The organism is Hydrogenophaga sp. NFH-34 (assembly GCF_021401345.1).
GTDB lineage: Bacteria > Pseudomonadota > Gammaproteobacteria > Burkholderiales > Burkholderiaceae_C > Hydrogenophaga > Hydrogenophaga electricum.
Window position 1 is genome coordinate 46381 of record NZ_JACBGE010000027.1, and the last position, 21937, is coordinate 68317.

22 protein-coding genes are annotated in these 21937 nt (G+C 69.0%); 3 read left to right on the forward strand and 19 right to left on the reverse strand.

Annotation, left to right across the window (positions count from 1 at the left end; genetic code table 11):
* Positions 1-51: 51 nt before the first annotated feature.
* The 3 genes from L0977_RS21500 to pcaF are packed head-to-tail and all read left to right on the forward strand — an operon-like array spanning position 52 to position 4275.
* Positions 52-2136 (forward strand): acetate--CoA ligase family protein, encoded by a 2085-nt coding sequence (locus L0977_RS21500; protein WP_234266927.1) that lies wholly within the window; start codon positions 52-54, stop codon positions 2134-2136.
* The gene (locus L0977_RS21505) at positions 2133-3041 is read left to right on the forward strand and encodes an alpha/beta fold hydrolase (RefSeq protein WP_234266928.1); all 909 of its coding nucleotides are present in this window, start codon (positions 2133-2135) and stop codon (positions 3039-3041) included. Before L0977_RS21500 ends, L0977_RS21505 begins: the two co-directional genes overlap by 4 nt.
* Before the next feature lie 31 nt (positions 3042-3072).
* On the forward strand, positions 3073-4275 hold the full coding sequence (pcaF, locus tag L0977_RS21510) for a 3-oxoadipyl-CoA thiolase (protein ID WP_234266929.1): 1203 nt from the start codon (positions 3073-3075) through the stop codon (positions 4273-4275).
* Between the two features lie 28 nt (positions 4276-4303).
* Here pcaF and L0977_RS21515 read toward each other — a convergent pair whose 3' ends face one another.
* The 19 genes from L0977_RS21515 to L0977_RS21605 form a co-directional block, all read right to left on the reverse strand.
* Positions 4304-4735, reverse strand: coding sequence for an ExbD/TolR family protein (locus L0977_RS21515; protein WP_234266930.1), 432 nt, complete (start codon positions 4733-4735; stop codon positions 4304-4306).
* A gap of 1 nt (position 4736) precedes the next feature.
* Entirely contained in the window at positions 4737-5549 is an 813-nt protein-coding gene (locus tag L0977_RS21520; RefSeq protein ID WP_234266931.1) for a MotA/TolQ/ExbB proton channel family protein, read from the reverse strand.
* A gap of 54 nt (positions 5550-5603) precedes the next feature.
* Positions 5604-6296: an energy transducer TonB gene (locus tag L0977_RS21525; RefSeq protein WP_234266932.1), complete on the reverse strand. Its 693-nt coding sequence runs from the start codon at positions 6294-6296 to the stop codon at positions 5604-5606.
* On the reverse strand, positions 6293-7717 hold the full coding sequence (locus tag L0977_RS21530; RefSeq protein WP_234266933.1) for an efflux transporter outer membrane subunit: 1425 nt from the start codon (positions 7715-7717) through the stop codon (positions 6293-6295). Before L0977_RS21530 ends, L0977_RS21525 begins: the two co-directional genes overlap by 4 nt.
* An 8-nt stretch (positions 7718-7725) precedes the next feature.
* Positions 7726-9720 carry an ABC transporter permease gene (locus L0977_RS21535; RefSeq protein ID WP_234266934.1) on the reverse strand — a complete coding sequence of 665 codons (1995 nt, stop codon included), beginning with the start codon at positions 9718-9720 and terminating at the stop codon, positions 7726-7728.
* Entirely contained in the window at positions 9717-10919 is a 1203-nt protein-coding gene (locus L0977_RS21540; RefSeq protein ID WP_234266935.1) for an efflux RND transporter periplasmic adaptor subunit, read from the reverse strand. The genes L0977_RS21535 and L0977_RS21540 overlap by 4 nt, the downstream gene beginning before the upstream one ends.
* On the reverse strand, positions 10919-11557 hold the full coding sequence (locus tag L0977_RS21545) for a hypothetical protein (RefSeq protein WP_370465321.1): 639 nt from the start codon (positions 11555-11557) through the stop codon (positions 10919-10921). Before L0977_RS21545 ends, L0977_RS21540 begins: the two co-directional genes overlap by 1 nt.
* Positions 11558-11612: 55 nt before the next feature.
* Positions 11613-12479, reverse strand: coding sequence for a metal ABC transporter solute-binding protein, Zn/Mn family (locus L0977_RS21550; RefSeq protein ID WP_234266936.1), 867 nt, complete (start codon positions 12477-12479; stop codon positions 11613-11615).
* The gene (locus tag L0977_RS21555) at positions 12476-13378 is read right to left on the reverse strand and encodes a metal ABC transporter permease (RefSeq protein WP_234266937.1); all 903 of its coding nucleotides are present in this window, start codon (positions 13376-13378) and stop codon (positions 12476-12478) included. Before L0977_RS21555 ends, L0977_RS21550 begins: the two co-directional genes overlap by 4 nt.
* Complete coding sequence (locus tag L0977_RS21560; RefSeq protein ID WP_234266938.1) at positions 13375-14145, reverse strand: metal ABC transporter ATP-binding protein; 771 nt, start codon at positions 14143-14145, stop codon at positions 13375-13377. The genes L0977_RS21555 and L0977_RS21560 overlap by 4 nt, the downstream gene beginning before the upstream one ends.
* 11 nt (positions 14146-14156) lie before the next feature.
* On the reverse strand, positions 14157-15092 hold the full coding sequence (locus L0977_RS21565) for a metal ABC transporter solute-binding protein, Zn/Mn family (RefSeq protein ID WP_234266939.1): 936 nt from the start codon (positions 15090-15092) through the stop codon (positions 14157-14159).
* A gap of 80 nt (positions 15093-15172) precedes the next feature.
* Positions 15173-15814, reverse strand: coding sequence for a DUF6162 family protein (locus tag L0977_RS21570; protein WP_267966537.1), 642 nt, complete (start codon positions 15812-15814; stop codon positions 15173-15175).
* On the reverse strand, positions 15811-16161 hold the full coding sequence (locus L0977_RS21575; RefSeq protein ID WP_234266942.1) for a hypothetical protein: 351 nt from the start codon (positions 16159-16161) through the stop codon (positions 15811-15813). The genes L0977_RS21570 and L0977_RS21575 overlap by 4 nt, the downstream gene beginning before the upstream one ends.
* A 1-nt stretch (position 16162) precedes the next feature.
* Positions 16163-16984: a DUF3325 domain-containing protein gene (locus L0977_RS21580; RefSeq protein ID WP_234266943.1), complete on the reverse strand. Its 822-nt coding sequence runs from the start codon at positions 16982-16984 to the stop codon at positions 16163-16165.
* Positions 16981-17295, reverse strand: a complete 315-nt coding sequence (locus tag L0977_RS21585) for an iron transporter (protein WP_234266945.1) — start codon at positions 17293-17295, stop codon at positions 16981-16983. Before L0977_RS21585 ends, L0977_RS21580 begins: the two co-directional genes overlap by 4 nt.
* Complete coding sequence (locus L0977_RS21590; protein ID WP_234266947.1) at positions 17292-18938, reverse strand: PepSY-associated TM helix domain-containing protein; 1647 nt, start codon at positions 18936-18938, stop codon at positions 17292-17294. The genes L0977_RS21585 and L0977_RS21590 overlap by 4 nt, the downstream gene beginning before the upstream one ends.
* Before the next feature lie 16 nt (positions 18939-18954).
* Positions 18955-19269: a hypothetical protein gene (locus tag L0977_RS21595; protein ID WP_234266948.1), complete on the reverse strand. Its 315-nt coding sequence runs from the start codon at positions 19267-19269 to the stop codon at positions 18955-18957.
* A gap of 636 nt (positions 19270-19905) precedes the next feature.
* Complete coding sequence (locus L0977_RS21600; protein WP_234266949.1) at positions 19906-20979, reverse strand: FecR family protein; 1074 nt, start codon at positions 20977-20979, stop codon at positions 19906-19908.
* A complete protein-coding gene (locus L0977_RS21605; protein WP_234266950.1) occupies positions 20976-21584 on the reverse strand; it encodes an RNA polymerase sigma factor in 609 nt (202 codons plus the stop codon). The genes L0977_RS21600 and L0977_RS21605 overlap by 4 nt, the downstream gene beginning before the upstream one ends.
* Between the last annotated feature and the right edge of the window lie 353 nt (positions 21585-21937).

The following is a 21937-nucleotide window of genomic DNA, read 5'->3' on the forward strand; positions in this document are numbered from 1 at the left end:
GCGGTACCCATTGCGGGCCGGGCCCGACCCGACTCCCGAAAACCGAGACGCATGAACCAGCCTTCCACCGGCGCCGCCCTGGCCTCGGCCCTGCTCAACCCCACCAGCGTGGCCCTGGTCGGCGTGTCCGACGACACCTCGAAAACCAGTGGCCGCCCGCTGCAGTACCTGCGCCGCAGCGGCTTCGCCGGCGCGATCTACCCCATCAACCCAAACCGCACCACCGTGCAGGGCGAGCGAGCCTGGGCCTCGCTGGCGGCGTTGCCAGAGGTTCCTGAACACGTGTTCGTGCTCTCGCCCACCAGCAGCGTGGTCGAGGCGGCACGCGAATGCGCCCGCCTCGGCGTCAAGGCCATCACCGTGCTGGCTTCCGGATTTTCCGAGGCTGGCGCCGAGGGACTGGCGCGCGAACAGGCACTGCGGGACCTCTGCGCCGCCTCCGGCCTGCGCCTGCTCGGCCCCAGCAGCCTGGGGGTGGTGAACCCGCGCAACGGCCTGATGCTCACCGCCAACGCCGCGTTCGCCGAGCCCGATCTGCCGGTGGGCAAGGTGCTGGTGGCCTCGCACAGCGGCAGCATGATCGGTTCGCTGGTCTCGCGCGGCAAGGCCCGGGGCGTCGGGTTTGCGGGCCTGGTGTCGGTCGGCAACGAAGTCGACCTGAGCATCGGCGAGATCTGCATGGCCACGCTCGATGATCCCGACATCGAGGGCTATCTGCTGTTCCTCGAAAGCCTGCGCCACGGCGCCGAGCTGCAGGCCTTCGCGCGCGCGGCACGGCGCGCAGGCAAACCGGTGATCGCCTACAAGCTGGGCCGATCCGCCGCCGCGGCCGAGATGGCCACCACGCACACCGGCGCCATCGCGGGCGAAGACGACATCGCCGACGCCTTCTTCAAAGACCTGGGCATCGCGCGCGTAGGCATCCTCGAGGCCTTGCTGGAAACCTTCCCGCTGGCGCGCCGCATTCCGCTGGAGAGTGCACCGAAACGCGTCGGTGTGGTCACCACCACGGGTGGCGGCGCCGCGATGGCGGTGGACCAGCTCGGTGTGCGCGACGTGGTGGTTGAGCCGCCGTCGGCGCAGACCCTGGCGCTGCTCGATCAGGCCGGCCTGCCCTGCACCCCCGGGCGCGTGCTGGACCTGACCCTGGCCGGGACCAAATACGAAACCATGAAGGCCGCGCTGGACATCCTGCTCGCAGCGCCCGAATTCGATCTCGTGCTCGCGGTGGTCGGTTCTTCCGCGCGCTTCCAGCCGCATCTGGCGGTCAAGCCCATCATCGAATGCGCCCGCCACGCCAAGCCGCTGGCCGCCATGCTGGTGCCCGATGCACCCGAAGCCCTGGCCTCGCTCACGGCCGCGGGCGTGCCCTGCTTCCGCACACCCGAAGCCTGTGCCGATGCCATCGCGGCGGTGTTCGCGCGCCGCCAGCCCGGCCCGCCGGCACAGGCCCTGCCCGCAGACACGCCGGACCAGGTGCGCACGCTCAGCGAAGCCCAGGCCTACGGCATCCTCGACCAGATCGGCGTGCCACACGCCCCCGCCGCGCTGCGCCGTTTCGACGACACCGGCACACCCGCCCCGCTGCCCTTCGGCTTCCCGGTCGTGGCCAAGGTCTGCTCGGCCGAGATCCCGCACAAGACCGAGGTGGGCGGTGTGCTGCTCAACCTGCAGGACGAGCAGGCACTCGCTGCGGCCATGACCACCCTGCGCCAGCATCTGGACGACAAGGCGCCCGGTGTGGCCTGCGACGAGGTGCTGGTGCAGCCCATGCAAAAGGGGCTGGGCGAGGTGCTGGTGGGCTACCGCGTCGACCCGGAAGCCGGCCCCATCATCATGCTGGCCGCCGGCGGCATCTGGGCCGAGATCGCCAAGGACCGCAGCATCCGGCTGGCCCCCGTGACGGTGGAGACGGCGCGCGAGATGGTCACCGAGGTCAACGCCCTCAAGCCGCTCACCGGCTTGCGCGGCAAGCCGCGCGGCGACCTCGAAGCGCTGGCGCGCACCGTCAGCGCGTTGTCGCAACTGGCCTTGCAGCCCGCTTTGCGCGTGGTGGAAGCCGAGGTCAATCCGCTGCTGATCCTGCCGGAAGGCCAGGGCGTGACCGCAGTCGACGCACTGATCTACCAGGCATGAGCGACGCACAGGGCCCCTGCGCAGCCCGCCACCTCGTCGCGGCGCGGCGCGGGCTGCGCGCCCTGGCAGCGAACGGCCAGTCGCACGTCACCACCGGAGAGGCTGGCACCCGCCTGCACTGGCGCCACTGGGGCCCGCCGGACGCCCCCGCGCTGGTGCTGCTGCACGGCGGTCACGGCGCGTGGACGCACTGGGCCCGCAATATCGAAGCCCTGGCCGCCGCCGGGCGCAGCGTCTGGGTGCCGGACATGCCTGGCTTCGGCGACTCCGACACCCTCCCCGGCCCTCCGCATGCCCCCGACCGCATGGTCCGCCTGGTGGCGGCGCTCGAACAGGGGCTGCGCCAGCTCATCGGCACGCACACCCGCTTTGACCTCGCCGGCTTCTCGTTCGGGGGTCTGGTGGCCGCCCAATGGGCCTGCGGCCCGGCGATGGGCCGTGTGGGGCACCTGGCCTTGCTGGGCACCGCCGGCCACGGCGGCGAGCGCCCGCGGACCATCGAACTGATCAACTGGCGCAGACTGGCCGGCGCTGAGCGCTGGCAGGCGCATGCCGACAACCTGGCCCTGCTGATGCTGCACGACCGCGCGCGCATCGACGCGCATGCCCTGGTATTGCACGCCGACGCCTCGCGCGCCACGCGCTTTCGCAGCAAAGCCATCTCGCGCGACGCACAACTGGCCGACATCCTCACCCCTTACCGCGGCGCCCTGCTGCTGCTCTGGGGCGAACACGACGTCACCGGGCGCCCCCAGCAGATCGGCCCGACCCTGCTGCAAGGCCGGCCCGAACGGCGCCTGCACATCCTGCCCGATGCCGGCCACTGGGTGCAGTACGAACGGCCCGACGCCACCCATGCCCTGCTGCTCGACATGTTCGCGTCGGGCACCTGCAGTCCCTCCTGATCACCGCCTTCGACCGATCCCGGACCCGACCATGCCCCCAGCCTTCATCTGCGACGCGATCCGCACCCCCTTCGGCCGCTACGGCGGCGCCCTCAGCAGCGTGCGCACCGACGACCTCGGCGCCATCCCGCTCAAAGCCCTCATGGCCCGCAACCCCGGCGTGGACTGGGCCGCCCTGAGCGACGTCATCTACGGCTGTGCCAACCAGGCCGGCGAAGACAACCGCAACGTCGCGCGCATGAGCGCGCTGCTCGCCGGCCTGCCGCTGCAGGTGCCCGGCGCCACCGTCAACCGCCTGTGCGGCTCCGGCCTGGATGCCGTGGGCACCGCCGCGCGCGCCATCAAGGCCGGTGAAGCCGGCCTCATGATCGCCGGCGGTGTCGAAAGCATGAGCCGCGCCCCCTTCGTCATGCCCAAGGCCGAGGCCGCCTTCAGCCGCGCCAACGCGGTCTACGACACCACCATCGGCTGGCGCTTCGTCAACAAGCTGATGAAAGCCCAGTACGGCGTCGATTCGATGCCCGAGACGGCCGAGAACGTGGCCACGGACCACCGGATCGAGCGCGAAGCCCAGGACCGCATGGCCCTGGCCAGCCAGCTCAAAGCCGTGGCCGCCCAGAAGGCCGGCCATCTGGCGCGCGAGATCACGCCCGTCACCATCCCCCAGAAAAAGGGCGAGGCCCTCGTGGTGGACACCGACGAACACCCGCGCGAGACCAGCCTGGACAAGCTGGCAGCGCTCAAAGGCGTGGTCCGCCCCGACGGCACGGTGACCGCGGGCAACGCCAGCGGCGTCAACGACGGCGCCTGCGCGCTGCTGCTGGCCGATGAAGCCACGGCCGCCCGCTACGGCCTGACGCCCAGGGCCCGGGTCGTGGGCATGGCCACGGCCGGGGTGGCCCCGCGTGTGATGGGCATCGGCCCGGCACCGGCGACCGAAAAGGTGCTGGCGCTGACCGGGCTGTCCCTGGCGCAGATGGACGTCATCGAACTCAACGAAGCCTTTGCGGCGCAAGGGCTGGCGGTGCTGCGCCTGCTGGGGCTGGCGGACGACGATGAGCGGGTCAACGCCTGGGGCGGTGCCATCGCGCTGGGGCACCCGCTGGGGGCCAGCGGCGCGCGGCTGGCGACCACGGCGGTCAACCGGCTGCACACCACGGGCGGGCGCTACGCGCTGTGCACCATGTGCATCGGGGTCGGGCAGGGCATTGCGCTGGTCATCGAGCGGGTCTGACGCCGGATGCCCGCACACCCGGCAGGCATCAGGGTCCCGACACCGCGCCTGGCTCGGTCACGAAGCCCAGCTTGAGCACCCCGGCGCGCTGCGCGGCGGCCATGACCTGCAGCACCGATTCGTACTCGGCCTTGCGGTCGCCCCGGATGTGCAGCTCGGGCTGGGGCTGCTGCTGCGCCGCGGCCTGCAACCGCGACGCCAGCTCGGCCTCGCTCACGGCCACCTCGTCCCAGTGGGCCAGGCCCTGCGCATCGACAGAGATCGTCACCGTCTGCGGCTCCACCCGGTTCACCTCGGCCTGCGCGCGCGGCAGGTCGAGTTTCACCGAGTGGGTGAGCACCGGCACGGTGATGATGAAGATGATGAGCAGCACCAGCATCACGTCGACCAGCGGGGTCATGTTGATGTCGCTGACATCGGCATCGTCGCCGTCGTCGAAGTCGTTGATCGCCGAAGCCATGTCAGCGCCCCTGTGCCGCCAGCGATCCGTTGACCGCCGTGCCGGCGCGCACGGCCGGGCGAGCCGGTGGTTGGGGGGCGGATTCCGCGCCGTGGCCTGCGGAGCCCGACGCGGCGCGGGTGACCGGCGAGCCGGTGAGGAAATAGGCATGCAACTGGCGCGCAAAGCGCTTGAGCTGCCCCGTCAGCGAGCGGTTGCCGCGGTTGAGCGCGTTGTAGCCCAGCACGGCGGGAATCGCCACGGCCAGGCCGAAGGCGGTCATGATCAGCGCTTCACCCACGGGGCCTGCCACCTGGTCAATGCTGGCCTGGCCCGACGTGCCGATGCCCACCAGCGCGTGATAGATGCCCCAGACCGTGCCGAACAGGCCGATGAAGGGCGCGGTAGACCCCACCGACGCCAGGATCGACAAGCCCGAGCGCAGGCGTTCGGCGCTGTCATCAATGGCCCCACGCAGCGCATCGGCGGCCCACTCGGCCAGGCTCAACTGGCCGTGCAGGTCCTCCTGGTTGCCCGCGTGGTGGGCCACGGCGGCCTGGCCCTCCAGCGCAACGTGGCGGAAGGGGTTGAGTTCGGGCGCCGGGGTGCCGGGTGCCTGCAAGGCCTGCAAGCCTTCGGCAAAGCTCTTGGTGTGCCAGAAGGCCGCGGCCGCCTTGGCGGCACGGCGCAGCTTCATCAGCCGCCAGCTGCGCGTGATGATCAACCACCAGGAGGCGATGGACATGATCAGCAGCATGACGGCAACGGTCTTGATCACCAGATCGCCCTGGCTCCAGAGCGCGGCCAGGCCGTAGGGTGAGGTATTGGCATCCATGGGTAAGTCCTTGAAGTCGAATGGATGGAAAGAAACAGAAAGCGCGAAAACCGTTCAGCGCTTGAGGTCGAAGGTCACCGGCAACACATAGCGCCAGTCGAGCGGCACGCCCCCCTGGCTGGCTGGCACAAAGCGCCAGCGAGCCACCGCTTTGAGTGCCGACTGATCGAGCGCGGCAAAACCGCTGGATCGTTTCAGACCGATGTCGCCGACAGTGCCGTCGGCCAGCACCAGCAGGTCAAGATGCACCGTGCCCTGCTCGCCACGCCGGCGGGAAAGTGACGGGTAGACCGGCGCCGGGTTGTTCAGGTGGCTGGCATTGGCGATGGGCGGCGCGACAGCGGGGGCCGCGACGGGTTCGGCCACAGGCGCCACAGCGGCAGGCGCAGGCGGTGCGGGCAGACTGGCCACCGGTACGGGCTGCACGGGTTCTGGCGGCGCCTCCGGCGCGGTGATCGACCGCTCTGTGGCGGGCGCTTTCACCGGTGGCGCAGGCCGAGGACGGGGGGCTGGCTGCGGCCGGGGCTGCACGACGGGCTGGGGTTCGGGCGGCGCCACCTGCTCCGGGGCTTCGACCACCAGCACGCCCGACAGCGTGGGTGGCGTCACGGGGTCGGGGGCCGGCTCGCTCAGGCCCACCAGCACGGCGGCCAGCAGGGCCGCGTGCACCCCGGTCACAGCCAACAACGTGGGGCCGCCGTCCTTCCAGCGGGGTACCGTCGGCGACAGAGACAACGCAGAACTCATGGAGAAACTCCTGTGGGGGCGGTGGCCCGCGCGGCGGTCACGGTGCTGGCGCCCCGGCTCCAGCCGCCGCCCAGCGCCTTGTACAGCGCCACCGAGGCCTGCAGGCGCTGCGCCCGCAGCTGTGCCGCCACGTCCTGAGCGGCATACAGCGTGCGCTGGGCATCGATCAGGGTCAGCAAGGTGTCGGCGCCCGCGCGGTACCGGCTCTCGGCCAGCGTGAGCGCGCGCTGCGCTTCGGCCAGTTCATCGGCCTGCGCACGGGCTTGCGCGTCCACGCCGGCCAGGGTATTGAGCGCGTTCGCCGTGTCGCCAAACGCGGCGACGATGGCCGCGCGGTAGCCGGCCAGCAGTTCTTCGCGCTGGGCCAGGGCCTGGTCGCGGCTGGCGGCCAGACGGCCGGCATCAAAGATCGGGGCCGCCAGGCCAACGGCCAGGGCATAGACGGGGTTGTCCCACACGTGCCGCAGACGCTCACCGCCCGAGCTTATGCCCGCGCTCAGGGTCACGCTGGGCAACAGGGCCGCCCGGGCGGCTGCCACATCGGCCTGCGCGGCCACCAGTCGGGCCTCTGCGCGGGCGATGTCCGGACGGCGCACCAGCAGCTCGGCCGGCAAGCCGGCATCGATGGACGGCACCCGCAGCGCGGCCAGCGACGCGGTCCCGATGGCCACACCGCCGGCCTGTCCGATCAGCAGCGCCACCGCCGTCTCGGCGGCCTGCGATGCCTGTCGCAGCGCTTCGACGCTGCGCCGCTGTGCCGCCACCAGGCCGCGCTGCTGGGCCTGCTCCAACGGCAGTGCCGCGCCGGCGCGGACCCGCGATTCCACCAGCGCCAGCAGGCGCTCGGCACCGCGCCACTGGCGCTCGCCGATGGCCGCCCGCTCGCGCAGGGAAACGGCCTCCAGCCAGGCATTGGCCACGCCCGCCGTCACGCTCAAGCGCACCGTGTCGCGGTCGAACACGCTCGCTTGCAGGCTGGCGCTCGCACCCTCGCGATCGGCCCGCTGACGGCCCCAGAAATCGATTTCGTAGCTGGCCGCGAGCCCGGTCCCATAGGCCGTTCCCGCCACACTGGCGTGGCCATCGATCCGGCCTTCGCGGCTGGCGTTCAATTGGCCCGTCAGGGCCGGCCATGACGCCGCACCCGCCGCCCGTGCCACCGCTTCGGCCTGCCCCACCCGGGCCACCGCCGCCGCCAGGTCGTGGCTTTGCGCCCGGGCACGTTCGACCAGTGCGTCCAGTTCGGCGCTGCCGAAGCTTCGCCACCAGTCCTCCTGGACAGCGCCCGCCGCACCTGTCGCCAGGCCGGCCGCCACCCACTGAGCGGGCAGCGCCGGCACGGTCATGTCTGCCGGTCGTGTGTCCACCGCACAACCCGAGGCCAGCAGCGCACTGGCCATGGCCAGCACAGAGACTTTCATCTGCATCGTCATTCCCCCGCCAGCGCGACGACTGGATCCAGTCGCGCCGCCGTCCGTGCTGGCATGAACCCGAACACCAGGCCTGTGGCCACCGCGCTGCCGAACGCCAGCAGGATGGCCGAGGCGGAGAACACCATCGGCACGCTCCAGGCCACCAGCACCGCGCCGATCACCAGCCCGATCACCACGCCCACCGTCCCGCCCACCATGGTCAGCAGCACAGACTCGGTGATGAACTGGCGCAAGATGTCGCGCTGGCGCGCGCCGGTGGCGATGCGGATACCGATCTCCCGCGTGCGGTCCTTGACCGTCATCAGCATCACGTTCATGACGCCGATGCCCCCCACCACCAACGACACCGCCGCGATCAGGCTGAGCATGAGGGTCATGGAGTCTTTGGCCTCCGCCTCGGCCAGCAAGCGAGCGGCCGAGTTGTAGACGTAGAAGTCCTCGCGCCCATGGCGCTGGCGCAAAAGCGCCTCAATGGCTTTCTGCACGCTGTGCACGCTGCCCGAATCGGCCGCCTGCACCACGGTGTAATGCGGGTCGAACCGGCGGCCAACGGGGAACAGCCGCAGGATGCCGGAGCGGTAAGGCACCAGCACGACGTCGTCGCGGTTGTGGCCCGTGCTGTCGGCGCCCTTGATGCTCATCACCCCCACCACCATGAACGGTGTGTTGCCGATCAGCATCTGCTGTCCCACGCCGGAGCCCTCGCCAAAAAACCGCTCGCGCACCTTGTCACCGATCACCACCACCGGGGCCAGATCGTGGTCCTCGGCGCGCGTGAAGAAGCGCCCTTCGGCCACGGGCCAGTCGTGGATCTCGGGCCAGGCATCGGTGGCGGCGATGGTGTCGGCTTCCCAGGCCACATTGCCATAGCGCACCATGGCCGGGTCCCGGGCCATGGGCATCACCCGTGTCACACCGGGCAGCTTTTCCATGGCCGCGACCTCTTCGAGCGTCACGACCCCCACCGGCCCGCCGCCCTGTGGCGAGCGGTTGCCGACATACATCAGGGTGACGCCCATGGACCCCATGCGGGCCACCACCTCCTCGCGCGCGCCCATGCCGATGGCCAGCATCACGATCACCGAGACCACGCCGATCACAATGCCCAGCAGGGTCAGCGCCGTGCGCGAGCGGTGCGTGCGCATGGACCGCCAGGCCGAGCGAAAGGCCTCCCTCAGGTCGGCCGCCCACGGCGTGCCCCGGTCCTCGCGTGCGAGCGCGGTGTCGGGCACCGGCTGGGCCGCCAGCGCCTGCGCACCCGCGGGCTGCGTCAGGCTGTCGCCGACGATCTGGCCGTCCCGAATCTCCACGATCCGCTGCGCCTGCGCGGCCACCTCGCGATCGTGGGTGATCAAGATGATGGTGTGGCCCGCGTCCGCCAGTTCGTGCAGCAGCGCCATCACCTCGGCGCCGCTCTTGCTGTCCAGCGCGCCGGTGGGTTCATCGGCGAGGATGATGCGGCCTCCGTTCATGAGCGCCCGCGCAATGGACACCCGCTGCTGCTGCCCCCCCGAGAGCTGGGCCGGGCGCAAGTGCATTTTGTCCGCCAGACCCAGGCGCGCGAGCAGCGCCGCCGCACGTGCCGAACGCGCCGCCTCGCTCATGCCGGCGTAGATGGCCGGCATTTCCACGTTCTCGTGTGCGCTGTCGGTAGCGATCAGGTGGTAGCCCTGAAACACAAAACCAAAGGCTTCCCGGCGCAGCCACGCGAGCTCATCGGCACCGAGTTCGGCCACATCCAGGCCATTGAAGCGGTAGCACCCTTCGCTCGCACGGTCCAGGCACCCCAGAATGTTCATCAGCGTCGACTTGCCCGAGCCCGACTGCCCCACGATGGCCACGAACTCACCGGCGTGGATGCGCAAATCGACGCCGTGCAACACCTCCACTTCGGGCTGACCGGAGAGCCCGCCGCCAAACCGCTTGCGCAGGCCCTGCAGCTCGATCAGCGGGATCACCGCTGCCACCGGACGCGCCTGGGCTTCGCTCACCACCGGAACCTCCTGAAGCCGGCGGCGGCGGGAGCTTCGCCCACAATGATCTGGTCACCCGCCTTCAGGCCTTCCAGCACCTCGGCCTGGAGCCGGTCGCGCCGCCCCAGGCGCACCCGACGCACCTCGACCACAGGATCGGGGGACGCCTCGGCCAGCACCCTGGCCTCCCATTGGTCGGCCGCCCCCTCCACCGGATGAACCGCCGCCACGGGCACCGTCAACACATCCTGCGCGGACGCCGTCACGATGTTCACCTGGGCAGTCATCTGCGGCATCAGCACACCGTCGGCGTTCTCCACATCGAACAACACGGTGTACTGCACGGCCTTGGTGCCCGCGGCGGGCGGCTCACCGTCCTTGGCGGCCCCCGACCCCGGCGGGGAAGGCAGCACCTGGCGCACCGTGCCGTTCCAGCGCTGACCGCGCCCCTGGGGATCCGCCCCCAGGGTGGTGAAGTAGGCGGGTTGCCCGGCTTTCACGAGCCGGATGTCGGCCTCGGACACATCCGTCCACACGGTCATGCGCCCCAGGTCCGCAATGCGCAAGACCGTCGGTGTCTGGTAGGTGGCGTTGAGCGTCTGGCCCTCTTTGACCTCCAGGCTGGTCACCGTACCGGCCATCGGGGCATAAATGCGCGTGTAGCCCAGCCGGGCCTCGTCGGCGCGCAGGCTGGCCGCGGTCTGCGCGATGCCCGCTTCGTGCTGCGCAACCCGCGCCGCCGCCGATTTGAGCGTGGCAGCAGCCGTCTGCACGTCATCCAGCCGGGTGGAGCCGTCCTGCGCCATCTGCTCCTGACGGGCGTGCTGCAGTTGCGCCAGTTCCCACTGTGCGCGGGCATCGTCCAACTGAGCCCGCAAACCCGCCAGTTGCGCCCTGCCGGCCTCCACCGTGGCAGCAAAAACACTGGCGTCGATCTCGACCAGCAACTGCCCCTTCTCCACCACATCCCCAGCCTTGGCATGCAGCCGCGTGACCTGGCCAGAAACCTGCGCGCCCACATCCACCGAATGCAACGGTTGCAAGGTTCCAATGGCTGCCACACTGGCCTCGATACGGCCGGATTGAACCGGCGCCGTTTGCCATTGCGGGAGCGGCGGCGGGCGCCACCAGAGCCACCCCATCACCAGCACACCCACCATCAGGACGAGCAAAACCCCGCCGGTCCACCGCCGGCGTTGAACAGCGTGTGCAACCATTACTTCGTGACCTCGAAACTGAGTGTGGCGGTGTGGCGAACGTCGTCGTATTTCTGACCGTTCAGCGTCACCGAGCCGTTGTTGACACGCGCCGTCACTTCCAGCACGTACAAGCCGGGAAAGGCGGGGTTGAAGCTCACGGTGCCGTCCTTGGCCGGCGTGAGCGTGCGGTGCCAGCCTTCACTGGTATCCACGTTCACCTGGCTGGCTGCCACGGGCCTACCTTTGAAAACGAGCCGGAAGGTGTTGCCGTTGGGCTCGGTGGGCACCAGTTCGAGGTCGTTGACGGCCTGGGTTTCGGTGCGGCCCCAACGGGCCTGGTAATGGGTGAGCACCCCATCAGCGCCGGCACGCGTGGCCGTGAAGCGCGAGTCGCTCCCCGACGCCGGCGCAAAAGCCCGGTGGTTCGCGCTGTTCTGGAGCGGCACCACCGCCCCGTCGGGGGAGACGGCCCTGGCATCCACCAGGGTCGGCCAGGAAGCCAGCGGCTTGCCCAGTTCGCCGGCATAAACCCGCACCTGACCGTCACCGGACTGCAGCCACAGGTAATCGGCGCGTGCAGGCATCGACACGGCGAGCCACAAGCATGCCAACGCAGCCAGACGCTGCGCATTGTGGCGGATAGCGATTGTTTTCATGATCAGAATTCCTCTCCTGCCAATACCTCGGTCCACCCAGGGTTCATGGTCCTGTTCAAGGACGCAGTGCCTGAACGAGCCGGCGGGCGTTGCCTTCAATCTCCGACACCGGGTCTTCCCCAGCCGTTTCGACCACCACGACGGTTGCCCCCGCCGCTGTCACGGCGCGCGCCAGTTCCGGCGCCAGCTCCTCGTGATGCAACACGACGGCCACCTGCTCGCGGCGAATCACACGGGTCAGTGCATCGGCATCGATGTTCTCGGCCACCCTGACCGGCTCCAGGTTGAAGCCTGCCACGAAGTGGTCCAGGCGCGGCGACAGCGAAATCACCGCCACGTTCGGCGCGCTCAGCAGGTCACTCTCGGTCTTGGCCGACAGGGCCACCAGCCGTTGCTTGAGCGCCGCCAGGTTGCGCGCCACCGCCGGCGCCGCCCCCGGTACCAGCCGCTCCATTTCGCCCCCCACGATGTCGGCCATGCGGCCCAGGTTCACCGTGTGCAGCCAGGGATAGGAGCCGATGTCGGCGCCGGGCTGCAACGCCAGACCGGGCAGTGCGCCATCCACTGGCCGTGCGGCGTCGATCTCGACGACACGGATGTTCGTGCGGCGTGCCAGCGGGTACAGCGGGTCCTGCGGCCACAGCGAACGCAAACCGATGGCCGCGTCAGCGTCGGCGGCCACCTTCGCCAGCGCGGCCGCGCCGCGCCCTTCAAAGTAAGCCACCTGCCGCGCCGGAGGCAGTCTGGCGGGCGCTGCGCGCACGACCTCGATCCCGCTGCCCTGCGCCAGTTGCGCCGACAGCGCGTGCACCACCGGGTGCGAGGTGAGCACACGGCTCTTCGTGGCCGGCTCGGCAGCCGAAGCGGCCCCGCTGGAAAACGCCGCAGCGGCAGCGAGACAGACAAACAGACGACGCTTCACGATGGCATTCCTCTCAAACTCGGCACCAGGCCGCGCACCAGCGTGGCCAGCAGAAACGCACCGCCAGCCACCAGGATGATGGCGGCGCCCGAAGGCAGCGGCAGTGCAAACTCGATCGGCAGCAGGATCCCGGCCTGCGTGCTCAACGTGGCGATCAGCACGCTGAGCCAGAAGAACCCCCGCAGCGACTGGCTCAGCAGCCGCGCCGCTGCGGCCGGAATGACCAGCAACGCGCCCACCAGGATGGCCCCGATCACCTTGACCGACGCCACCGTGACCACGGTCACCAGCACCACGAACAGATAGTCCATGGCCTTGACCGGCACGCCGCGCACGGCCGCCAGTTGCGGGTTGAAACTGGCCAGCATCAGCCGGTTGTAGTTGGGCAGGGTCAGCGCCAGCGTGAGCAACGACACCACGACCAGCACCAGAAGGTCCTGGCTGTTGACCGTGAGCACGGAGCCGAACAGCACGTTCTCCAGAATGTGGATGTTGATGCGCCCCGAGAGCACCAGCAGCAGGCTGGCCCCCAGCGCGAGCGAGATCGACAGGAACACGCCGATCAGCGTGTCGGGCGTAAGCCCGGTGCGGTTGCGCAGGTAGTTCAGGCCGATGCCGAAGAGCAGGCAGTAACCGAACAGCGCGCCGTAGGGCCCTGTGTAAGGCTCGCCCAGCAGGATGCCGATGGCGACGCCGGTCAGCGCCGAGTGGCCCACGGCCTCGGAGAAGAAAGCGAAGCGCTTGACCACGACCAGCGTGCCCAGGCCGCCCAGCACCGGGCCAATGACCAGGCCCGCCAGCACGGCGTTGACGACGAAGCCGTAGGTGAACACCTGCGGCAGCGCACCCGCCTCGGCCCAGCCCTGGATGGCGATGCGCAGGGTGTCGATGGCGTTCATGCGAGCGCCTCCTCGGCCCGCACCGGCTGGGGCGACGGCGCGGCCGGCGGTGCGACGGGCGCACGCGGCCGTGTGGAGAACAGGTCGAGCAGCGCCTCGGGCGTCAGCACCTCGGACGGCGGCCCACTGAACAGCACCTGGCGGTTCAGGCCGGTCACGCTGTCCGCCAGGCGGGCCACCGCCTGCAGATCGTGCTCGATCCACAGCACGGTGACACCGGCCTGCCGGAAGTCGGCCAAAAGCTGTTCAAACACCTGCACGCCCGCCTCATCGAGCGCGGCCAGCGGTTCGTCGAGCACCAGCAGCGCCGGCATCGGCACCATGCCCTGGGCCAGCAACACACGCTGGCGCTCCCCCCCCGAGAGCGCCCCCATGCGGCGACGGCGCTTGTCGGCCATGCCCACGCGCGCCAGGGCCTCGCCGATCTCGCGCGAGCGCAGTGCCGAGAAACCCAGGAACGCCGGCTTGCGCTGCGTCATGGTGGCCATGAAATCGTCCACCGTCAGCGGCAGGCCGGCGTCGAAGGCCAGCGCCTGCGGCACGTAGCCGACCGTGCCGACAGCCGTGCCCGGCCACTCGATCTTGACGGCGCCTTCGTGCGGCGTCTGCCCCAGCAGGGTCTTGACCAGCGAGCTCTTGCCCGCCCCGTTGGGGCCCACCAGCGCGTGCACGCTGCCGGGCGCCACGCGCAGCGACACCTCGCGCAGCACCGCCGTCTGGCCCAACCGCAGCGAAACGCGTTCGAGCGTGATGGCGGGACCTGTCATGCCCAAGGCCCTCACGCCCCGGCCTCCTGGATGGCCCTGACCACGGTGGCGAGGTTGTGCGCCGTGTCCTTCTCGAATTTGTCTTTCGTGTATTCGCCGTAGGAAATGTGGGTCAATGCGTACAGACGCACCCCGGTTTCGCGGCGAATCGTGTCGACATAGGTGGAGGGGAAATCCACCTCGGAGAAGATCACCTTCACATCCAGATTGCGCAGCATGTCGATGGTGGCCTTGAGCTGAGCGGGGCTGGGGTCGATACCGTGCGCCGGTTCGACGACAGCGGTCACTTCCAGACCGAATTCGCGCAGCAGGTAGTCGTAGGCGCCGTGGATGGTCGCCACGCGCAGGCTGGCGCCCGGCGCCTTGGTCAATTGCGCCAGCGCGTCGGCGCGCAGCTTGCGCAGTCTTTGCGTGTAGGCACGCGCGTTGGCGCGGTAGGTCTCGGCGTTGGCCGGGTCGAGCTTGCCCAGTTCGCGAGCGATAGTGTTGACCTGCGCGATCGACGCGGCCACCGACAGGAAGGTGTGCGGGTTGACGACCTGTCCCGAGGTGTCCTTGCCACGGCCGGCCGCACCCACGGCCGCCAGCAGTGGCACCTGGGCGTTCGCTTCGATGAGCGGCAGCTTGGGTTTGCTGCTGGCCGCGATCATGCGGTCGGCAAAGTCATCGTGGCCCACCCCGTTGAGCACGACCACGTCGAGACTGCCGATGCGCTGAATGTCCTCGGCACGCGGCTCGTAAGCATGCGGGTTGAAACCCGCCGGGATCAGCGGCACCACGTCGGCCTTGTCGCCCACGATGTTGGTGACATAGCTGTAGTAAGGATGCAGGGTGACGCCGACACGCATGCGCCCGGCGGCCTGCGCCGACATGGGAGACAACATCAGCAGGCCGGACAAAGACAGGCCGGCTTGCAGCAGACGGCGACGTTGGAACTGTGTGGTCATGGGCAACTCACGCAAAGGAAGGGTGGCGCTGTGACAAAACAGCGGAAAAGAATGGAAACGGTCGAAGATCGCGCGCGGCGCTAGCGCCGCTGCCGCGTCACGCCGGCATCGAAACGGGCGGCGATCTGGCGCCAGCCCGCCCGGGTCAGCCCGGCATCGTCCAGCGCCGAGGGAGCGGCGGCCGCTGTGCGGTGGAACCACACATCCGGCTCGCCATGGGCCTCATCCGCCGTGCTGCCGGTGCCGTGACCATGCCGGTCTTCGGCGCCCTCGGCCCCCGGCGGCACCACACGCATCAGCAGCGAACCGGCGACCTCGGTGTCAGCACTCAACCCCACGTAGGCCCTGGCCGCCCCGTCTGTCTGCAGCGTCCAGGTGTGGCCGCCGCGCCGCGCGCTGCTCGGGTCCTGCACGAACGGCGGCAAGCCCCACTCGGCCAGCGCCGCCACCGTGGGCACCGCGTCCGCATCGCCTCTGTCGGCCTCGATCTCGTCCAGCGCCACGCGCAGATCGGCATACAGGCCCTGCTCGGCCGGCGACAGGTCGCGCCGAGCGTCCACCTGGTGCGCAGCCACGCCCTGGCTCACATCGCGGGTGGCACGCAGCGACACCACCGTACCGGCCACCGCGAGGATGAGCGCACAGGCGGCCAAGACCACGGTGGTCTCGTGACCCGCCCCCGCGGGGCGCACAACCTGCACCGTCGCGCCCGCCGCCGTCATTTGGGCGCTGCCCCGGTGGGGATTTCCGCGTGATCGACTTCGACGATGTGGCCTGGGCCGGCATCGAACAGCACGAAAAATTCGCCTTTGGGCTTCTTGAAGCTCAGGGTGGAGTCTTTGCCCAGCTTGCCCGCCGCCAGCACCTTGTCGTCATAGCCGACCACGTCAAGCTTGACCCCCGGCGCCAGACTGCCGTCGGAAAATCCCCCGCGGCAGACGATGGTGTCGGCCGACACCTGCTTGCATTCGATCACCGGGTTGTGCGCCCAGGCCGCACTGCCCGCCAGCAGCACCATTCCCACCAGGGTCTGTCCGGCCCAGCGGGCGCTCTGATTCCTACGGTTCATGTCATTTCCCTTCTCGTGCGGTAAACCAGGCCACCGTCGCCGGTGACACATCCCCCATGCGCACCGATGTCTGGTGCGTATCGCCGTTCTTGCCCACCACCGTGAGCCACAGTTCACTGTCTGCCGTGGTGTTGGCCGGCAACTGGATCAAGACCGATCGGTCCCAGCGCATCCCCCCCAGCACGATGCCCGGCGCGCGCAGCGAACGCGGCTTGTTCACTTTCAAGTAAGCGGCGCGAATCTGTTCATCGCACTCGGAACAGAAGCGCACGTGGTAGGACTTCATGGGGATGTCCATGGCCACCAGTTCGGGCACACGCTGTTCGCTCTCGGCCAGGCGAAACGTCCATGGCCCCACCTGGCCGGCAACCGCGTCGTCCCGCATCAGCGGCTTCACCGAGGTGGCCGCCAGCGCCAGCCCATAGACGACCGGGACGGCGGCCAGCAGCGCCAGCACCGTCCAGCGCCGGCGCGCACCCATGGGCACAGGGGACAACGTTGGCTCACCCTTCTTGGGCTGGCGCGCATGATGCGCACGAGCGGTTGGCTGCCAAGGCCATTTGGGCAGTCCAAACACCAGCGCCAGCGCCGCAATGCTCAGCCAACCCAGCCAGAGTGCGATGCCCACACCCACGTCCATGTAGGTGATACCCAGCGCCAGCGAAAGCGCCAGCAGCCCCCACCCCACCGCGCGCGCCACATGCCGAACCGGCGGCGCCGGCAAACGCCGCAGCAGGTGTTCTGCATGGCGCTCCGTCGCCAGGGCCAGTGCAAAGAACCCGAGCACGCTGATCACCAGAATCGTCAGGTGCACAGCCATCATGCCGCCCCCCCACTCTTGAGCCACCAGGCCAGCATCGAGAGCACCAGCGTGCCGAGGACCATGCCTGCCCAGGCCCGCTTGAGGCTGGATGTGTGGATCACCCAGATCACCGCCACGGTGTAGATCGCAAAACTCAGCATGGTGGCCCACAGGACGGCCTGGGCTTTGGGAGCCGGCCAAAGCAGGCTCAGCAGAACCGTGGCGGCCGAGGCCAGCGCGTACCCCCCGAGGGCGGCCGCAGCGACCCGCGAAGCCACTCGCCAGCGGTAGCCCGCGGTGAGCACCCCTTTCTTGGCCATGGTCGTGCTCATGCCGCCCCCTCTTCCAGCGCCGTGCCAGCCATGGGGACAGGCTGGGGTCGGGCCGGCACGGTCAACCGGCGCTGCACCTTCACCGCCATCATGGCCAACAAGGCAGCCATGCCCCACATCGTCAGGTCGAAACCCGCCAGCACCCAATCGCCAGCCGGCAGCGTCTTGCCCAGGTGCTTGTCGGTGGTCAGCGCATTCAGCACGGGCACCAGGGCGTAGGCAGCGCAACTGCCCCACAGCAATTCGACCCAGGCGCGCGCCAGCGGCCTCGACAACGCATAGAACAGTGCGCCCAGCCAGACGGCAAACAGGCTGTGAAATTCCCACGCCCCCCGATCGGCCAAATCGATCGGCAACAACCGGTTGGCCCAGAAGTACGCAGCCACCGCCAGCGGCAGGCCGGCAATGGTGGCCACATTCAGGGTTTCCACAAGGCGCACGCCCAAGTCCTCAGCCCCCTCGCGGCCACTCGCCAGATGGTGCTTGCGGCGCTTGACCGTCCAGAGCACCAAGCCTGTGCCGATCATGGCGCAGCCCAGCAAACCGGCCACAAAGTAGACCCAGCGCCCCCACACGCCCGCAAACAGCCCTTCGTGCAGGTTGAACAGCACACTCTGCGTCAGACCCGCCTCGCCGCCGGTGCGGGGCTCTGGCGGCAATGCTTCACCCGTCTGTGCATCGAAACGCATGTGGGGCGCATTCCAGAAATCCAGCGACCCGCCGTAAACGCGGTGGACAGTGACGGTCTCCGGCTGGCCCTCGAAAGCGGCCACCTCGACGGAACGCACGCTGCCCGCCCCCCATTCACCCTCGGCCTTGGCCACCAGGGGGGCCAGCTTCGCCGCCGGCCGTGTGATCGCCAGCTTGACCTTGTTGCGATCAAACAGCTCGTCGTAGAACGCCTCCTCGCTCTGCGGATCGCTGCCGTACAGCACATCGCGCCCCGCCGGCATGTAGGTGAACAGGAAGAACACCAAACCGCTGTAGGTGATCATCAGAAAGAACGGCAGCGCCATCACGCTGACGGCGTTGTGCGCATCGAGCCACGAACGCTGCCCCTTGCCGGGACGGAACGTGAAGAAGTCCTTGAAGATTTTCTTGTGGGTGATCACACCGCTGACGATGGCCAGCAGCATCAGCATGGTGCAGACACCGACGATGTAATAGCCCCAGGTGTACGGCACGTAGTGCAGGGCGTAGTGCATGCGGTAGAGCCCGTGACCACCCGCGGTGTCGCGCGGTTCGGGGCCGGCAGCGGCCAGGTCGCCGGAAACGGGATCGAGCTGCTCACTGCCCGTGGCACCGAAGTCGTGCCCCTCCGGGGGAACCTCTTCCCAGCGGATCGAAAAATCCTGCCAGCCCCGCGGCGCCAGCGATTCGTGCGGCAGCGTGATGCGCCAGTTGGCCGCGCCCGGCGCCACCTGCTCCAGGCGGTCCAGCGCCAGCCCCAGCATGCGCTCGGTAGCCACCGCATCGGAGGGGGTTTTCTGCACCAGCGGACGCTCAGGCTGCATCCAGCGCGTGATCTCGTACTGGAAGTAGCCAGCCGTCCCTGTCACAAACACAAAGAACAGCACCCAGCCCACGATCACACCGCTCCAGGTGTGCAACCAGGCCATGGATTGGCGAAGCGACGAATGCATAAACAAAAACTCCGTTTCAAGGACGCAGAGCCACAGGCTGCATGCGCGGCCCGCTACCGTCTCGCGTCAAAGAGGCCACCGCCTTGAGCGCAAACGCGCCCGGCCGGGCCGCCGTGATCACCACCCGCGTCGGCGCCAGCATCCGCTCCAACGCCTCGCGCGGTTCGTAGACACCGTGCACCGCCGCGGAACGCTGATCTCCACCCGGGACGTCATCGGGAAAAAGCACCTGGGACTGGGTCTGCAGGCCGAAGGCACGCAACGCCGCCAGCAAAGGCTGAGAAGGAATGCTGACCTGCACCCGGCGCTCCATCGCGGGCTCCGGTTGCATCGGCTGCGAAGCCGATGCCCCCTGGGCAACCGCCGGCCAGGCACACAAACCCAGGCCCGCTGCGACGGCCGCAGAGACCAAGCCCGATCCCATCCACCGGGTCACTGGCCCCGCCTTGCCACCCCATTGACTCTGTCCCATGCCCCTTCTTTCGTCATGAGCACCAGGCACGAGAAACGCGGACCCCAAGTTCACGACCCGCACGAACACGGGAGACCAAGGGGCGCCAGCCATCTTGCGTACCCGGCATACACCGGATGTGTGGCTGTTGGCGGGGACAGGACCGATGTCCTGGGAGTCCTTGGCTGGCAGCCCAGGCCCGCCCAGATTGGCGAGCCCTCATAAGGAAGAACGGAAAAGCGCCCAAACATGGAACCCGTCCGCCCAATTTTTTTCCGTCAACGGCCGATCGCGCGCCCTCAGCGCCAAGGACACTTTGCCCCACGGCCGCTGCCAGCGCTGCATCAGCTGGGTTCGGTGCGCGCAGTCCCCGGCTGCCAGGGGGCATGCCGAAAGGGGATGAACAAAGACGTGGGCCTGGAACTGAGCGGGCGCCATCTCACCGCGTGGGAGAACCTGTCAGCCGGCCATGTCCTCAACCGCCTTCAGAACAGGCAGCGGCTGTTGCCCTTCGGCTCAGCGCCGCGCAATGCGCCAACTGCCGTCCGCCAGGCGGTCGACCCGCACCGGCACCACGTCGGGCAGGGCCTGGATGAAATCCTCGGGCGACTGGACAGCCAGGAACCCGGAGATGGGCACTGACTTCAAATCGGCCCCCGCCACCACCACCGGTTGCCCCAGATAGGTGGCCAACTCCTGCGCGACTTCCTCCAATGGTGTCCGGCTGAAATGGACCTGGCCCGAACGCCAGCTTCCCACGGTTTCCGGCGCCAGGCTCAGGCTTCGATACCGTCCGGAAGATGGGTCAATGCCCACACCGCTCCCCTGACGCAGCAACAGCACCGCACCCGCCGGCTCGCGATGATCCGGCCGGACTTCCACCCGCCCTTCCAGCACCTTGACGACCAGTTGAGGCGGCGCGGCACGAACATTGAAGGCCGTCCCGACCACACGCACCCGGCTCGGACCGCTGTCAACCGTGAAAGGCCGATCCGCATCAGCAGCCACCTGAAAAAAAGCCTCTCCGCGGTTCAAAACCACTTCCCGCCGGCGCGGGTAGAAACGCACCCTCAGCGCGCTGGCAACGTTCAGGTCGATGCGCGAGCCATCCGGCAGATCGAGCGTGCGGGTTTCGCGCCCCCCGGTGGCGATATCGAGGCTGTAGTTGGCCGTCGCATCCCAGCGCTGCCAGCCACCGGCGACCAGCGCAACGCCGGCCACGGCGAGCGCAGGGACCAGAAACCCCCGACGCGAAAAAGACAGCGGGAAAGGCGTCCAGGCCGCCCTCTCGCCACGCGGAGCGTCAACGGGCGCAGGTCGAGGGTTCTGTCCAGAGACGGGCGCATCGCCATGCGCACCCGAGGCTCGCAAACGGGGCGCCTTGAGCAGGTCGGCCTGCTGCCAGGTGCTGTCCAGCCCCGCCATGATCTCCCGGCGTACCGGGTCGGCCTCAAGCCAGACCTCCAGCGCCCGCTCATCGCTGCTCGTCCAGCCAGGCTGCAGGCGACGCACGTACCAATCCGCAGCCTGCTCGTGCAGCGCCAGCAGCGCATCCAGCGTCAACCCTTCGGGCAGGGGCCTGTATGTCATGCCCCGCCCTCTTCGTCCTCGCACCCACCACAGGCGCGGCCGTTCGCGGCCTGTGCCTGCCGCATCTGCTCGCTGCTGGCATAGACGACTCGCACCTGGCAATACGCCAATGCCCTGCTCAGATGCTTGACCGCCATGCGCGTGGAAATGCCCATGCGCCCGGCGGTCTCGTCCACCGTGTAGCCTTCAATGCGGTGCAGCAGGAACGCCTCGCGCTGGCGTGCCGGCAGCTCCCGCAGCGCTTCGTCGAGGCGGTTCATCATCTGCTGGCGGTCGGCCTGCGCCGCCGTGTGGTCGCCGTCGGTCTGCAGGCCTGACTCTTCGTGCTCGGCATCCAGCGACACACGCTGGAGACGCTCGCGGTCGGCACTCTTTCGCCAACCGTCGATGGCCACATTGCGTGCCGCGCGGCGCAAATAGGGCTGCTCTTCGGCGAGAGGAATGGATTTGCCCGCAGCGGCCAAACGCACGAACACCTCTTGCGCGGCATCGTCCACCTCAGCCGGTGACCCCAGGTAGCGCCGCAGCATGCGCGCCACCGGCAGGCGCCAGCGCTCGTAGAGGCCGGACAGCTGGCCATTGTCCAGTGCCAGATCCCGCTTCACGCCCGATACGCCCTGGCAAGAGGCCGTGCCACGACGCCCCCCCGCCCCTTCAAGGGCCAAGAAGCAGCGTGGGGCGAGCGAGATGAGGTGACCATGACGGCGCTTATTTTACTGAGAACAATTCGCATCCATCAACTGGCTATGAAAAATGTTCCCAGTCTCCCGCATGCGAGCGCCGCGTCGCCCGTTGAGCCCCCTGGCGCAGCCCCATCCACCACGCGAGAGCGCGCGACTTGTATCTTCATATCTGACTGGCGCGGTAGAGTGTGGCCGCCGTTGAGGCGGCCAGACCGGCCCGTGCAGTTTGGTAGCGGCTGGGGTGATCGAGCCCGTGACTGAGTACAGAACGCACG